A 16140-nucleotide genomic window follows, 5' to 3' on the forward strand; every position below is an offset into this window, starting at 1 on the left:
TTACTCCTTTTCTGTCAGAGAAGAATATGCCTGAAAGATTAATAAACTTCCTTCCATTCCTCTATATTATTAACATCAAAGCGGAACGGGTCCCCTATTAAAACTTCTGTTCCCTCACCATCTTCTGTAATTTCTTTCTCTCCAAGCTTTCCAGCTTCATAGCTGTCTCCAACTTCACCAAGTATCTCTTCTTCAGCAAGTGCATGTGCTGTCATACCTGCTGCATACCCCACATCAATAGGATTCCATAAAAACATTGCTGGAGTAACCCCATTTTCAATATAAGTAGCCATCTCACTAGGCAAGCCTAGGCCTGTTAAAGCAATTTCTCCTGATAAACCTTTATCAGTTAAAACCTTACCAGCAGCAGCGATTCCTACTGTAGTTGGAGAAATAATCGCTTTTAAATCAGGGTATTGCAGTAAAAGAGCCTCTGTTTCGGAAGTACTTTTGTCACGGAGGTCATCTCCATAGGCAATTTTCACAAGCTCGATATTTTCATAAATAGGATCCTCTAGTTCTTTTTGCATATATTCAATCCAAATATTTTGATTAGCTGCTTGTGATGTCGCGCTTAACACGGCAATTTCACCTTCAAAATCTATCATATCAGCGGTTGCTTCAATCAGTGTTCGACCTATGCTTTCTGGATTAGCCTGATTCACATGAACCATCCGACTTCCTGCATTTACTGCTGAATCAACTGATAATACTTTAATTCCTTGATCCATTGCTTTTTTGAGAACAGGCTGAAGGGCGTCCTCATCGTTTCCTGCTATTGTAATAGAATCAACCTGCTGCGTAATTAATTGTTCAATAATCTGAATTTGACCTTCAGCAGTAGGCTGATCCGGTGAACGCAATATGACATCTCCACCCACTTCTTGAATTGCTTCTTCAAAGCCTTCCATCATTTTTTCACCGTAAGGATTCCCTGTATTTTTAAATACCATTGCGTGAGTAACGGCTTCATTTCCACCAGTTGATACTTCTTCACTTTGGCTACTAGTATCACTTCCACATGCTGCAAGCATCGATAAAGCTACTCCAACTGATGCACATGTCATTAGAATCTTTTTCATTACGATCTCCCCTTTTAATCATGATTTATTTAGAACAGAAATTCAGTCAAAGTTAGAATTTCTATTTGTTCCTTGTCCTTGCTTTCCTCTTCTCTTTCAATCTCTCAAACGTGTGGTACAAATTCACTTTCGGGATCGCTACAGCAATAAGCAGAAGCGCTCCGATTATAATGAGCATGCTTTGTGAGGATATGTTAATTAACCCTAACCCATATTGAAGATATCCAATGATAAATACAGCAATAATGGCACCTAACATTCTTCCTTTTCCACCAGCAGTACTAATTCCACCTAGAGCAACCATCGTGATTACATCTAGTTCATACATATTGGCCACATTAGGTCTAGTACTTCCCATCCTTGATGCTAGGAAAATAGCTGTTATGGCAGCCATAATTCCTGCTAGAGTAAACACAATGATTTTCACTTTATCAACTTGGACACCAGAAAATCGACTCGCTGTATCATTATTTCCCATCGCATATATTTGCCTGCCGAATGTCGTTTTGTGAAGTAGTAAGGTAAAGGCTATGGCAAATATAATAAACAGGATTAAAATAAATGGAATTCCACCAATATTGCCCCATCCAAAGAAACTAAACCATTCAGGGAAGTTTCCAGAAGCTTGGTCTTCTAATATGACATAAGCAATTCCTCGATATAAAATCATCGTTCCTAACGTCACGATAACAGCGGAAAGCTCTTTAAACTTAACGATAAGCAAGCCATTGATAAAACCGCATAGAGCTCCAACAAAAATACATATCACAATGGCTACTTCCATAGGAACTCCTAAAGAATTATATACAGTCGCCATCACAACAGAGGATAATGCCACGGTTGAACCTACCGATATATCAATATCTCGCAAAATCATAATCATAACCATCGGAAATACAATAAAGGCCTTATCTAAAAAAATCATCGTCGCATCTTTCAAACCGTTAATACTTAAAAAATACGGCGATAAATTAGAATTAATCATTAATACGATTAGGAAAACTAAAATGAGTACCCATTCCCACTGAAAGAAAAATTTCTTCAGAGAGAATGCTTGTTTATGCTCTAACGTTCTTTGCACATATTCATGATGCTTCACCATACTCTCTGCCATCTTATATTTTCCTCCTCAATAAATGGTTTCTTTGTACTCCTCTTTTAACGACTGTATTAAGTAAAACAGCAAATAAAATAATAAAACCTTGAATGGCCATTTGCCAAAATGGTGATACATTCATAAGTGGAAGAGCATTATTCAAAATTCCAAGTAAAACGGCTCCTAGAATGACTCCAGATATTTTACCTGAGCCTCCTGCAATGCTAACTCCTCCTAAAATACAGGCAGCGATGACGGTTAACTCATAGCCTGAGGCCGTATCTCCTTGTGCTGAGGCAAATTTAGATACCCAGAGGACTCCAGATAAGCCAGCAAGCCCACCCATTATTGAATAAACAATAAACAGAATTTTAGTTTGATTAATCCCACTAACCTTCGCAGATTCAGGGTTGCTACCAACGGCATATATTTGCCTTCCTGTAGTGGTATGATTCATAAAATAAAATCCCATTATATAAATTAAAATAGCGATAAATACTAGTGTATTGATTCCTAAAATTTGACTAGTAGCAATTGAAACGAAGCTCTCGGGCATTTGATAGGAGCTAACCCACTGACCATCACTTACGGTATAAGTCACTCCACGAAAAATATTCATCATTGCTAAAGTTGCGATAATAGGCAAAATCCCAATTTTAGAAACTAAAAAACCAATAACCAGTCCACAAACAATTCCTATTAAAATACCCATAGTAATCGCTAAAAAAGGATGAAGATGCTGATAAACGCTTACGGTTTGGGCAACAATCATTCCCGATAGAGCGAGTGTTGCACCTATCGATAAATCAATTCCTCTTGTAATTAACACCATCATCATACCAAGTGCCAAAATACTCAGAATTGCCGTATTCGTCATCATATCGTTAAGATTACTAACTGTGAAAAAACTAGAATTTCGTGTCTGGACAAAAATACATAACAAGATAATGAAAACTAGTAAACCTAATTCTCTAAATCTTGAAATTCCAGCTAAAATAGAGGTTTTTTCTTTCAAATCCTCCGTTGAGCTTTGCAAACTTCCCATTGCCATTTGTATTTCACCCTCTTTTTTCTTGTTGATTCTATGATTCTTTCTTTTCTAGCATGGCTGCTTCTAATATGACTTCTTGAGATGCTTGTTTTTTATCTAGAACCTTTGTTATTCTGCCTGATTTCATAACGGCTATCCGATCACTCATCCCTATTACTTCAGGCATTTCAGATGAAATCATAATAATTCCATATCCTTCGCTTGCTAAGTTTTGAATGATATCGTAAATGGCCGATTTTGCGCCAACGTCAACACCCTTTGTCGGCTCATCTAAAATAATGATGTCTAATTTCTTCGTCAGTAATTTTGCAACAGCTACCTTTTGTTGATTACCACCCGACAATGAGCTTACTAAGTCAAAAATACTATTGGCTTTAATATGAACCTTCTCACCTAGCTCCTTAGCCACTTCGTTTTCGCTTTTCTCCCTTAGCCAACCTTTTTTAGAAAAATGATTGAGAGAAGGCAGGGTAATATTTTTTCCAATTCCCCATTGCAAAATGAGCCCTTGCGCTTGCCTGTCCTCAGGTAAATACCCAATTCCTAATTTCATAGCCTCCTTCGGGCTTTGAATCATCACTTTCTTTCCATTTAACAAAATTTCTCCTTCTTCGTAGGGCATTAATCCAAATAATGATTGACATACTTCCGTTCTTCCAGCCCCCACTAGGCCAGTCAACCCGAGAATTTCCCCTTTATGAAGAGAGAACGTAATATCAGCAAAATACCCTGCTTTACTTAACCCGTTTACTTCTAAAAGTTTTTCACCAATATCTCCCTTTTTATCTGGATAAACTTGAGTAATCTCTCTTCCAACCATTGCCATAATTAAATCTTCATTTGTAATATCATCAATGGCCCATGACCCGATGTATTTTGAATCTCTCAAGACAGTGACCTGACTTGCCAATCGGTACATATCCTCAAAACGATGTGAAATGAAAATGATGGAAGCTCCTTGCTCCTTAAGACTTTCAGCAATTTTATATAATTCTTCACTTTCTCTCGCTGTTAAGGCCGCTGTTGGTTCATCCATTATGATAATCTTGGCTTTTGTAGATATAGCTTTGGCAATTTCTACGATCTGCTGTTGAGCTACACTTAATGATCCCATATCAGCTTTTGGATCAATGTTAGAGCCTAGGGATTGTAGAATCCGAGCTGCCTCAGCGTGCATTTCCTTCCAACGTAATCGCCTTGTAAGCTTCTGAACTTTTTGATGACCCATGAATATATTCTCAGTAACCGATAAATCCGGATAATTCGTCACATGTTGGTAAATAGCAGCTATACCTAGCTCTTGTGCTTCTTTTGGATTAGAAAAGCTCACTTTCTCGCCATTTACATACATTTCACCTTCATTTGGTGCATGCACACCCGTAATTACTTTAATGAAGGTGGATTTTCCAGCTCCGTTTTCTCCCATTAAAGCGTGAATTTCACCTGGTCTTAGCTTAAAATGAACACGGTCCAAAGCGATAACTCCTGGGAATTTTTTTGTAATTTCTTTTAGCTCTAACACATACTCTGACATCTCTTCACTTCCTTTTATCCGTTCACTTCGAATATGTTAACGCTTACAATCATTTTAATAAATACCACCTATAATCAAAAGGTGATGATATTCGGTAATAGGTAGGAAATACTCGGGAATTCAAAAAAAAAAGAGGCTGTTTTCTCAAACAGCTCTCAAAAAGTGTTTTACGGAATCTTTGATTATTTTCTGCCGGTGACACTGGAGGATGTATGTTTCTCTAGTGCCAGTTGATTCATTTTTAGAGATTTATGGTAAGAAAAACAAGCATCACCTGGATTGAATTTTTTCCTATCCTCTCAAGTTGGCCCAACGCAAACCTTGCATTCTTCCAGGCGGCAAGGAGACATTCAATTGTTTCTTTACGGTTTGCGTAAATCTCTTTGTTTACGCGTAGTGTCATGGGAGCGAATAGCTGAGCACCTATCATATATAGAGTCATTCATTTCATGCGAATGGTCCCAGCCGCTTTTTTAATCTTATAGGTTATGGTTTAATCCTGTGTGGCTACCATATTGGTTTTATATTTAGAAGGAAGTTCTCCATAATATTTTTTAAAAAGCTTACTGAAATATTTTGAATCAGAATATCCTACTGAATTCGCCACTTCATAAACCTTTAAATTTGTCGTTAATAATAGCTCACAAGCGTGAGAAATCCTCATTCGTGTAATATAATCTAGAGCTGTCTCGCCGGTTTGCGCTTTGAAATATTCACAAAAATAAGTTGGATTCATATACACTTGCCTAGCTAGTTTTTCAATCGTTATATTATCACCTAAATGATTGCGAACCCACTCTTTCACAATCGTTATTTGATCATAAACTCGATGATTTTGTAACTGGATTAAATCTGACAATAAAGTATTTAATCTTTGGTCTAACTCAAACATTATTTCATTTAAATTAGACGTTCTAAACAGTTCTTCACTTTGCTTCAATTCTAAAAGAGATGAGTCTAAGGCTGTTAAGGTTTGTTGCTGGATAGCAAAGTGAGTTAATTGCAGTAAAAAGGCTCTAATAACTTGTTCCATTTCTTTTGGATCTGTCAGAAGAAATAAAGCCTCTTTAAAAGAGCTCATAGATTTTTTCAACTTTTGTTTATTGACATCTTTTAGACTTAAAAGGACTTGTTCTATAATCTGCTGAAATTTGTGCCATTCACCGTTTAAAGATGACTTTGGCTCAGGATGTTTTTCATAGCTAAAGAGTTGATTGTTACCGTAAATCCATCGAAATTGCATCCACGATGAAAGCTCCGATTTTATACTAGTAAGTAGCAATAGGTCTTCGAAAGTGGAACTAATAGCAATAGAGTGAGAGAAAATTGTATAATATTGAACATATTCTTGAACGGTTTTAACAAATTCATTGATTGTATCTATCCAGATTGACTCAGCAGGAGTTTCACTTTGAAACAATATCCAAGTATTGGTACCATCTGTTTTCCAATACCAATTTTTAATTTGAATCGATCTTAGTGCCTCTAAGACGATATTATCATGTGCTAACACCCAATTTTTCCATTCATCTTCTGTCAGTTTCCGCTTATGATAAACGGTCTGATCAATACTAATTTTTAATAGCTGAAAATAACCGGATGGAAACTCCTTTAATTCGTGCAATAAGGAAATATCTGTGTCATCCGCTGTAGCTTCCTTTAACTTTTCCAACTGTTGACGGTAAAGTAGATAGTTTCTTTGCTCATTTACCCATTTTTCTTGCTCTTTCTCCTCTTTTTGAGCCTTTACCTTATGCTTTATCTTTTCAAGTTGACTATGAAACTCTTCTCGATCAATAGGTTTCATTATATAATCAATGACACCCTCTCGAATCGAAGCCTGTATATATTGAAAATCGTCAAAGCCGCTAATCACAACTGGATTAAAGGTTGTTCTACTTTTCATTTCTTTTATTAAATTCAATCCATCCATAATTGGCATTCGCATATCGGTAAACAAAACATCAAATTCAAAAGGATTCTCATCATAGGCAGTTACTAAATCTTGTCCATCTCCTGCTGAAAAAACGATATCCCATTGATTTCCATTAGAAACTATTAATCGCTCAATTCCTCTTCTTATCCGATTTTCGTCATCAATGATAACCGCTCTAATTTTCATTTTCTTTTCCCCCCTCTAAAATAGGAATTCGAATCTCAACAGATGTACCGATATTTTCTTGACTGTTTATGTGTAATCCAAACATAGCTCCGAATTGGATTTGTATACGACCGTGAACATTTACTAATCCAAAATTTGAATCTCTTTTTTTCATCGGATCATGTAAAAGTTCCCTCTGTAATTGAAGAAGCCTCTCCCTTTTCATCCCCTTACCATTATCAGATATCTTAATTAAAATATGGTCTTCTTCTGATTTTTTTTCTAATTCAATTGTTATATCAATGCTCGTCATTTTATTAGGGTTCAGCGCATGTTTGATAACGTTTTCAACAACAGGCTGTAAAATCAACTTAGGCGTTAGTTGATGCTGTAAATCATCTGCATACCTTATTTGAAAATCAAAGCAATGTTCAAACCGTATTTTCTGTATCGTTAAATAATCCTTCATATGTCCAACTTCGGTTTCAATTGAAATTAAATTTTCTTTATTATGAATGGAAAACCTTAGCATTCTTCCTAAAATCGTGACCATTTGAACAACTGTATCTTTTTCATCCTCTTCAACTGCCATTGATATGGTTTCTAGCGTATTATACATAAAATGGGGATTTATTTGAGATTGCAATGCAACTAATTCAGCTTCTTTTTGCTTTAGTTGAATTTGATATTTTTCTCTAATTAATTCATCTATCTCTTTTGTCATTCGATTAAAATTCTTAGCAAGTATTCCCATTTCATCTTCGCGGTCAACGGACAACTTCGTGGAAAAATCCCCTTTTTCTAATCTTCTCATCGAGAGCATTAAGCGATTTAATGGACTAGATACATTCCATGCCAAAATAATGGAAAGTACAAGACTAATTAAAACTAAAATGATAAAAATAATAATGGTCACATTTCTAACTAAATCAGTCTGCTCTGTTAAGTGCTTAACAGGTATACTATGAGCCAAAAACCATCTTTGTTCCTCCATGAAATCTAAACTAATCAGTTTTGAATCTTCTTCATAAATCGATTTGAAGCTACCATTAATCTTTGGATAATCTTCAAAAGATAAATCTTTGCTGCCTATTTTACCATCATCCGTGTGATAAATAATATGTCCATTATGATCCATCATCCAAAGGGTTGCTGTCTCTTCCTTACTTAATTCCTCTAAGGCATGACTTATAAAATTTACCTCAATTGCAATGGCTATTGTACCTAAATTTTTACGATTCTCATAATCCGTTAAGTGTCTAATTAATAAGATAAAAGGGCGATCGTCTTGAAAGCTTAACGAGGTTTGGTGTGGAAGTAAAATCGTATTTCCTTTGTTAGAAGGAGGCGATTCGACAGCATTGGCAACCCCCGTAGGATTGGTTAAGCTATTAAAATCTAATTCGCTAAACGGCACCTTTGTACTATAAAAAGAGCGTTCATGTGAGAAAAGAAAAACACCTAATATATCGGGATTTGTTCCGTTAATATAAGTCCGATTTAAAAAACTATTTACGATAAATTCGTCTTGTAATTGGGAAGAGCGCGGTTGAGTTGTTTCTTTTCTCAACACACCAATGACTTGATTAGAACTGTAAATGTAGTCCGGTAATAAGATAATTTCATTTATTTGATTCGTTATATTTTCATTAACTTGCTCCAGTATCTCAGGTATATAATGCCCTGCCTGTTCTTCAATCGATTTAGAATATTGAAAGTAAGCGATATATCCGAGCAAGCCCATTGGCACCACAGTTAGTACAATATACGTTACTAATAATTTGGTTCTTAATCTCAAATTTCTTCCTTTAGAAATCATATTGGTCCACATTCTCTTTCGTAAAATCAATTGGTTCTCCCATTATAACGGTTTCTTCTTTCACTCTAACTTTTCCAACCTTTGGTATATCTTGACCATCATAAGGCGGAGAGTCTTCGACTATATTTTTTGCAAGCGAAACCGTTAAATAGCCTAATTTTTTTGGGCTCCAAAGTGTTATCGCTTTTGCTGATCCATCCTTAAGATGGTCTCTCATGAGGCTTGGTGAGGATAGTCCTACCACTGCTACCTCATCTATTACATTTAATTCCTTTACCGCTGTTGCAATGGCAGGGGGGGCTTCTGAGGTACTTCCAATAATCCCTTTTAACATAGGATATTTTTTTAGAAGCTTTATAGCTTCATTATATGATTTAATCGGATCCTCATCATTCGCTACGATTTCAACTAATTTCATATCTGGATAATATTCCTCTTGATGAATTTTAATCCACTCCGTCCATTCATTAGAGTTTGCAGCTGTAAATGAACCCATCATCACAGCATATTCGCCACTCTCATCCGTATTCCAAGCTAATAAATCCATTAAATGCCTTCCTAATACTTCAGGGTCGACCATATTGATAAAAAGGTCACGAGATTCAGGTAAAGTATCTGAATCCCAAGTAATCACTTTAATACCACTATTTTTTGCCTTCTTTAATACCGGTGCCAGCTCCTCTGGATCATTAGCAGATACTGCAATAACATCCACATTAGCTTGAATCATTTCATTTACAATTTCGATTTGAGCATCAGAGTTTGCTTCAGCTGGTCCATGGTAAATCACATTCACATTTAAATCATTAGCAGCTTCTAAAGCACCTGTTTCTATTGCGTTAAAATATAAAATATTCACTACCTTAGGCACTATAGCGACCGTTATCTTCTGATGATTTTGTTCATTTTTTATCTCTAGTGATACTTCATCCTTTACATACACAAGCTCATACTTTTTTTCATCATCCCCCAAAGAGCAACCGCTTACAAATAAAAGAGCTATGATTATGATCGTGTATAAAACTTTCACTATGTCACCTCTCATGATATTTTTATACATGTATTTTATATAAAATGATCAATTATTACTAGATAGAAAGGACCATTTAAAAAATATAAACTGCTTTTAAATGAGGAAAAAACCTAAAGCAGACGCTTTAGGCTCTTTTTTGTGACAACTATATTTTCATTACCTGATGATTATAATGGGATTGTAAGGTTCGCTAAATTCTCATGATAAACGTGAATCCTATCATTTTTCACTTCTATAGATGGGGGCTTATTCCAGCTACTTTCCAATATTGGCTGATTGACCTGCTTGCAATTTCCTAAAACGGCTGAAACCATAAGATGTTTACCTTTTAATAAACTCCCCGTAATAGTTGGAAGTACAGTCTTAGAATGTATGAGATTCGTATTTGGATTAGGAAAAACCAATTTTGCCTCTCCTTCGCCATATAACGACAGAATACCAGACTCTCCCAAAGAATTTTGGGCGATAGCATTCTTTTCATTTGCTTCTGTTTTTAATGATTCTTGGACAAAGCCAGTCATCGGTAGTCCTAAACAAAAACCTCCTTCAGCAAAATCTAGTTCTCTCTCTGTTGTAATCTCATGAATTCGTATATGCCAAGGTGCTCCTGCGATAATCGTCGTCTTAATAAAAACGTTCGACCATGGTTTCCACTCCATTTTAATCAAATTGTCTTGAATAGAATAATGTTCGGTCATTCTTTTTACTCGGTATAATTGCTCTTTTTCACTCAGTGCGAGCATATTATCAAATGCCCCCTGATCAATTCCCCACTCTGCTCTTGGAACACTAAAACCAAACTGATTAGAATAAACAAACTTTTCATATTTGGCTGAAGTATGGGTATGACCAGTTGTCGCATGATGACCACTATTAAACGCTAGTATATGATTTTTTTCATCTTCTCTTACCATAATCATTCCTGGAGCTTTCTGATGAAAAACTTTCTTCAAATCAGGTAATGGCCTTTCATCTGCCTTCCAAAAAGGATGGTCATCTTCTAACGCTGCGATTAAAAAGGTTTTAAATGCCCAATATGGTGACCCTGGTGAATTATAGCTTTCACTCATGATTAGATTTGGATACGTATACCCGACTGTTAGAAGACCCTGATGATCAAAAATAGGTTGTTTCATCCACCAACGCAAATGATTGAGGATGATACCTTTAACAACACCATAGGAATATTCTTTTACCTCTGCAAAAGCATAAGCACTCCAAAAAGCTACTTGTGAAAATCGATAGGTTAAGCTTCTTCCAAAAGGTAAAGCCGAGCCGTCTTTTGCAAACCAATGAATAAATTCTTTCGCAAACAAACTAGCTCTTTTTTTATAAAGCTTAGAACGTCTCGGATCTTCCTGTTCCATGATTTTCGCATAAAATAAACAATAATAATGAATCGCAAAGGAAGAATAATAATCACAATGTGCATTCATTCCATCTGAATACCAGCCATCTTTTATATAAAATTCTTCGATCCGATTTAAATGATTTTCGATTAGCTCTGAATCATATGGTTCACCTACATTTTTAAAGCCGATATTAACTAATACACTAAATAATAGCCAATTACAATCATAGGCTTTTTTTTCATTTATTTGCTGAAGCCACTTCAACAAACGCTCTTTACTTTCTTGTGGCAAAGGCTGCCAAATTTTCTCGGGACAAAGCGCAAGTGCATAACCATATACACTCATTTCAACTATTCTTTGGTCGTAATCATGTATGTCTCCCCAATATTCTCGATGATCAGGATTCGTACCGTTCTGTAACCCCTCTAAAACAGCATCCCAAACTTCAAACTCTTTTTTGTTCGTCATGTATGGTGCTAGACCCCACAGCAATCTTGAAAAACCTTCCACTTCAGCAGTAGAGTCTGTGTAAACAGCACTAAAATGATTGATCTTTATTCTCGTTTTCCCTTCACTATAAAAAGGCAACAGAGGCTGACACAAATCCTCAATTAGCTTTAATACATCCGTTTTATTACTAAGAGGGTTATTTTTTATTTTTTCTAAATGATTATCCATTTTCTTCACCGCTACTTTCTTCCTTTCGATAGAATCCCTTCATACTAAATGTATAAGAATAGTGCTGATTTGCTAAGAGGGTGAATTCTCGATGAGTTTTAGCTCCCCAGCTATCATCTCCTCCAACTCCCATCTGATGAGCATTAATCCTTATTGTATGATCTTCCCCTTTTTTTAACTTGTAGGGGTGGCTAGCATGCTCCAATTGATCCGGCGTGAATGGAAGTGCTGAAAATTCAATCGGATGATTACTAGCTCTAATGACCAATCCAATACCTTCTTCATTTCGAATATGGAACCATCTCACATCCGTTTTGTTACCACATTCTTGTGGTTTTAAATAGGGAACAAATTCATTAGAAACTAAACTGCTATATTTGCCTAGTTTAGATCCTTTTTTTCGATCAATATAATTCTCATAAGGTCCCCTCCCATACCATTCTAAATGTTGACTTTCGGCATTCACTTTAAACAACATACCTATCGAAGGAATTTCAGGAAGGTCTTTTCCTGGTATTAAGCACTGTGTAATCTCTATCTCTCCATCTGGATGAACGGTATAGAGTATTTGACAGTCAATGTCCACCGCCAAATGATTGGCAAGCTTAAAATCAACCTTTACCTTAACTGCTCCCTCTTTTTCTTCAAATGAAAATGATTGAACCTCCCTACTATCACTTGCGGTTTTCCAGATATTGCTTCGCTCATTTAATTTATTTCCACGGTCATTATCCGTCATCGCTCTCCAAAAGTAAGGTATCGGGCCTTGCTTTAGTAAGTCTTTTCCTGATAGCTGAAACGATATAATTTGACCATTCCTTTTATTAAAAATAACCGAAAATTCTCCACCCCTAATCATTAAATCTATTTGATTCTCCTTAATAATGAATGGTTCGTGGTTATATCTCTTATGATACTTCTCCACTTTTACAGGAAGTTTAAACTGTTCAAAAGCTATTTCATGTCCTTTTTTTGCCCAGCTCAAATTTTCATTTATTTCTAAGCTTAGCGTGACGATATATTCTTCGGAATGTTCATTTTCTAACGACTGAAGCTCCTCAACTGTAAATCTTGATGAAGATAACGGCATTACTGGTATTTTTAAAGTTCCACTTTTATAAACATCTCCATCTTTTAGAATCTGCCACTTTAACAAATATTCATTTAACGATTGAAATAGAAATAGGTTTTCGATTTGAAAGGTTCCCTCTTCTAAATGAATAGCTTTAAATTTGACAGGCTGATAACATTTTTTTACTTCCACTAATTTAGGACTTATTTGGCCATCTGCAAAGACCAAACCATTTCCAGAAAAATTACCATCATGTGGCGCTTCTCCAAAGTCTCCTCCATATGCAAAAAACTCTAAACCGTCAGTAGTTTTTGTTTTTAAAGCCTGGTCTTTCCAATCCCAAATAAAGCCCCCTTGTAAAATAGGATATTGATAAAATAAATCCGTGTACTTATAGAGATTGCCTGTAGAATTCCCCATAGAATGTGCATATTCACATAAAATATATGGTTTATAAGGGTTTGTTGATAATTCCGCCTGTTTTGCGTACTCTTCAACCTTGTTTGCCTTAATATACATGGTGCTCTCAATATCTGAAGCACCTTCTGATAAACGATAGTGATAAATTCCTTCATAATGAACAAGCCGAGTCGGGTCATTACTTTTAAAATAGTCATACATCTTTAAAAAGTTATCTCCCCCAAAGCTTTCATTTCCTAATGACCATATTAGGATGGAAGGATGATTTTTATCTCGTTCAAACATTGACGCACAACGATTTAGAAGATTATCGGTCCATTCCTTTTTACTACCAGGAATTGTATCCTCAAGCTCTTTTTGTCCATATGTCCATGTGCCATGTGTCTCCAAATTAACCTCATCGATTACGTATAATCCATATTCATCACATAGCTCATACCAAAGCGGATGATTCGGATAATGCGATGTTCGAACAGCATTAATATTATGACGTTTCATTGTAAGAACATCTTGTAACATATCTTCATACTGTATCGCTCGACCTCTATCTGCAGAAAATTCGTGTCTATTCACACCATTGAAAAGAATTCTCTGTCCATTTATTTTCATTAAGCCATCTTTCAATTCAAACGTACGAAACCCTACTTTACTTCGATGTATATCCAAATCGTTTCCTTGTTCATCACTTAAAAGTAATATGATCGTATATAAATAAGGTATTTCTGCACTCCATTTATGCGGGTTTTGAATCGACATTGAAAGATTCAAGCTTTTTTCATCAATGTCATTCATAAGAATACTAGAAGTTACAATCTCATTTTGAGCATGGTCGAACAATTTAACCGTTAATTGAGCCGTTTTTTCTCCTCTTTTTAAATAATCTTTAATACAACAATCGATTTGTAGTTGAGCATCCTTATAATCTTGATCGAGCTCTGTACGTATTCGATAATCGGCTATACATACTTGGGGAGTGGCATATAAATAAACGTCTCGAAAAATACCACTCATTCTCCAAAAGTCTTGATCCTCTAACCAACTAGCATCACACCAGCGGTATACTTCCACCGCTAACTTATTCTCTCCCTTCTTAAGATATGGTGTTAAATCAAATTCTGAGGCTGTAAAGCTGTCTTCACTGTATCCTACAAATTCTCCATTTAACCAAACATAGAAAGCGGATTCAACTCCCTGGAAATGAATCATAACTGGCAACTCTTCCCAACCTTCTGACAGTTGGAAGGTACGTATGTATTGACCAACAGGGTTATATTTAGTTGGTGCAAATGGAGGTTGAATGTTTTCCGTTCCTTCCCATGGATAACGAACATTTGTATATTGAGGATAATCATAGCCTTCTAGCTGCCAATGAGCAGGTACATTAATGACATCCCATCCACTATAATCATAAGAATTTTTATAAAAATGAACATTTCGTTCTATTGGTCGTTCAGCAAACGAAAAGGACCACTTACCATTTAAGCAATGATAATTATGAGATGGCTCTTGTTTACCCTTTAATGCTTCCTCCTCCGTTGAGTAGGTAATCGTTGAAGTATGAGCTGGCAATGTATTTAATTGAAATATCTCTGGGTTATTATTCCACTCTGGATACCCATTTTGTGGCGGTTTATATTCAAATTTCTTTAATTGATATTGTTGATTTAACATGATTTCTTCCTCGCTTTCAATATTTCTTCATCTTTGAAACCCATTTCATATTTTGGATGAATCATTCACCTATTAAAGTGAATGATTGCCTATGGAGCATCTGCTTTACTATTCTACAAACAGGAATGTCTATGAATGAGCGTTGTAGGAATAATCGTCTCTCTTTCTACTTCTTTACCTTCTATCATATTTAATAATACCTCAATAGCCGTTTGACCTAATCGCTCATAATTCTGTGAAATCGTTGTAATCCCTGGGGGGAAATATTGTGAAATATACATATCATCAAAACCTAATACTGAAATATCTGTTGGTACTTCGTAACCATGTTTTTGTAATTGATTAATAGCCCCCATTGCTACATAATCATTCGCACAAAGAATCGCCGTTGGCATTTCCTTTGTCTGAATTAATTTCTCTATTACTATTTCACCAGATGCAATCGAAAAGCTATCAGGAATAATCCACTCCTTGTTGAAAGGTAATCCCACTTTTTTCATTTCTTCTTCAAATGCCGCTAGCTTTAGCTCATAAGAGGTGACTCCAATCGTACCACCCAAAAAACCAATTTTAGTGTGTCCTTTTTGAATCGCTAACTGAACTAACTGCTTCACACCATCCCCTTCGTCTGAACGGATGATTGGTGCATCTAAATCAGGCAATGAACCATTTACTAAGACAACAGGGACTCTTTTAATCACCTGTTTAAGCTCTTCTATTTGCTCTTTTGGTGGAGCCACATTATTAATTCTTCCACCTAAAAATACGATACCATCTACTTGTTTTTCTAAGAGTGTTTGTAAATATTTGGACTCCATTTCTCTACTATTCATAGAATTACAGACAAAGGACGAATAGCCATTTTTTAAAGCATAAGATTCACTCTTTAATACTAGAGTAGAGAAAAAGGGACTTGTAATATCAGGTAAAATGAACCCTAGCATTTTTGATTTCTTATATAGTAAACTTCTAGCTAACTCATTTGGCCGAAACTGATGTTTCTCAATAATCGCTACAATCTTCTTCATGGTTTCAGGACGAACTCGTGCGTTACCTGTCAACACTCTCGATACAGTAGCCGGTGAAACATTTGCTTCTTTAGCAATATCATATATCGTTACATTTTTATTCTTCATCTAAATCTCCTACCATTAAGATTTTTATATAGATTGCTCTATTTATATCACAATTTTTATAATGGCAAAAGCTATCTCTTAAAGTTAAAATAGAA

The 16140-nt window shown here is 35.7% G+C and carries 10 protein-coding genes; all 10 read right to left on the reverse strand.

Annotation, left to right across the window (positions count from 1 at the left end; translation table 11 throughout):
- Positions 1-38 precede the first annotated feature (38 nt).
- A complete protein-coding gene (rhaS, locus tag AZF04_RS02680; protein WP_061947425.1) occupies positions 39-1082 on the reverse strand; it encodes a rhamnose ABC transporter substrate-binding protein in 1044 nt (347 codons plus the stop codon).
- Between the two features lie 61 nt (positions 1083-1143).
- Positions 1144-2196: an ABC transporter permease gene (locus AZF04_RS02685; protein ID WP_235599902.1), complete on the reverse strand. Its 1053-nt coding sequence runs from the start codon at positions 2194-2196 to the stop codon at positions 1144-1146.
- Between the two features lies 1 nt (position 2197).
- Positions 2198-3229: an ABC transporter permease gene (locus tag AZF04_RS02690; RefSeq protein ID WP_045479965.1), complete on the reverse strand. Its 1032-nt coding sequence runs from the start codon at positions 3227-3229 to the stop codon at positions 2198-2200.
- Positions 3230-3260: 31 nt separating this feature from the next.
- A complete protein-coding gene (locus tag AZF04_RS02695) occupies positions 3261-4763 on the reverse strand; it encodes a sugar ABC transporter ATP-binding protein (RefSeq protein ID WP_061947426.1) in 1503 nt (500 codons plus the stop codon).
- A gap of 493 nt (positions 4764-5256) precedes the next feature.
- On the reverse strand, positions 5257-6885 hold the full coding sequence (locus AZF04_RS02705) for a response regulator transcription factor (protein ID WP_061947428.1): 1629 nt from the start codon (positions 6883-6885) through the stop codon (positions 5257-5259).
- Entirely contained in the window at positions 6875-8713 is a 1839-nt protein-coding gene (locus AZF04_RS02710) for a cache domain-containing sensor histidine kinase (RefSeq protein WP_082795218.1), read from the reverse strand. Before AZF04_RS02710 ends, AZF04_RS02705 begins: the two co-directional genes overlap by 11 nt.
- Positions 8673-9713: an autoinducer 2 ABC transporter substrate-binding protein gene (locus AZF04_RS02715; protein WP_235599903.1), complete on the reverse strand. Its 1041-nt coding sequence runs from the start codon at positions 9711-9713 to the stop codon at positions 8673-8675. Before AZF04_RS02715 ends, AZF04_RS02710 begins: the two co-directional genes overlap by 41 nt.
- Positions 9714-9883: 170 nt before the next feature.
- Positions 9884-11746 (reverse strand): DUF2264 domain-containing protein, encoded by a 1863-nt coding sequence (locus AZF04_RS02720; RefSeq protein ID WP_061947499.1) that lies wholly within the window; start codon positions 11744-11746, stop codon positions 9884-9886.
- Complete coding sequence (gene lacZ, locus AZF04_RS02725) at positions 11739-14909, reverse strand: beta-galactosidase, LacZ type (protein ID WP_061947431.1); 3171 nt, start codon at positions 14907-14909, stop codon at positions 11739-11741. The genes AZF04_RS02720 and lacZ overlap by 8 nt, the downstream gene beginning before the upstream one ends.
- Positions 14910-15022: 113 nt before the next feature.
- Positions 15023-16045, reverse strand: coding sequence for a LacI family DNA-binding transcriptional regulator (locus AZF04_RS02730; RefSeq protein WP_061947432.1), 1023 nt, complete (start codon positions 16043-16045; stop codon positions 15023-15025).
- Between the last annotated feature and the right edge of the window lie 95 nt (positions 16046-16140).

Origin of the sequence: Alkalihalobacillus trypoxylicola (assembly GCF_001590785.1) — a bacterium.
GTDB lineage: Bacteria > Bacillota > Bacilli > Bacillales > Bacillaceae_D > Alkalihalobacillus > Alkalihalobacillus trypoxylicola.

What these genes read in the sequence shown, in the direction of transcription:
- AZF04_RS02695 (WP_061947426.1), bottom strand. Translation starts at nt 4,763, where the DNA reads ATGTCAGAGTATGTGTTAGAGCTAAAAGAAATTACAAAAAAATTCCCA.
- lacZ (WP_061947431.1), bottom strand. Translation starts at nt 14,909, where the DNA reads ATGTTAAATCAACAATATCAATTAAAGAAATTTGAATATAAACCGCCA.
- rhaS (WP_061947425.1), bottom strand. Translation starts at nt 1,082, where the DNA reads ATGAAAAAGATTCTAATGACATGTGCATCAGTTGGAGTAGCTTTATCG.
- AZF04_RS02730 (WP_061947432.1), bottom strand. Translation starts at nt 16,045, where the DNA reads ATGAAGAATAAAAATGTAACGATATATGATATTGCTAAAGAAGCAAAT.
- AZF04_RS02685 (WP_235599902.1), bottom strand. Translation starts at nt 2,196, where the DNA reads ATGGCAGAGAGTATGGTGAAGCATCATGAATATGTGCAAAGAACGTTA.
- AZF04_RS02705 (WP_061947428.1), bottom strand. Translation starts at nt 6,885, where the DNA reads ATGAAAATTAGAGCGGTTATCATTGATGACGAAAATCGGATAAGAAGA.
- AZF04_RS02690 (WP_045479965.1), bottom strand. Translation starts at nt 3,229, where the DNA reads ATGGCAATGGGAAGTTTGCAAAGCTCAACGGAGGATTTGAAAGAAAAA.
- AZF04_RS02720 (WP_061947499.1), bottom strand. Translation starts at nt 11,746, where the DNA reads ATGGATAATCATTTAGAAAAAATAAAAAATAACCCTCTTAGTAATAAA.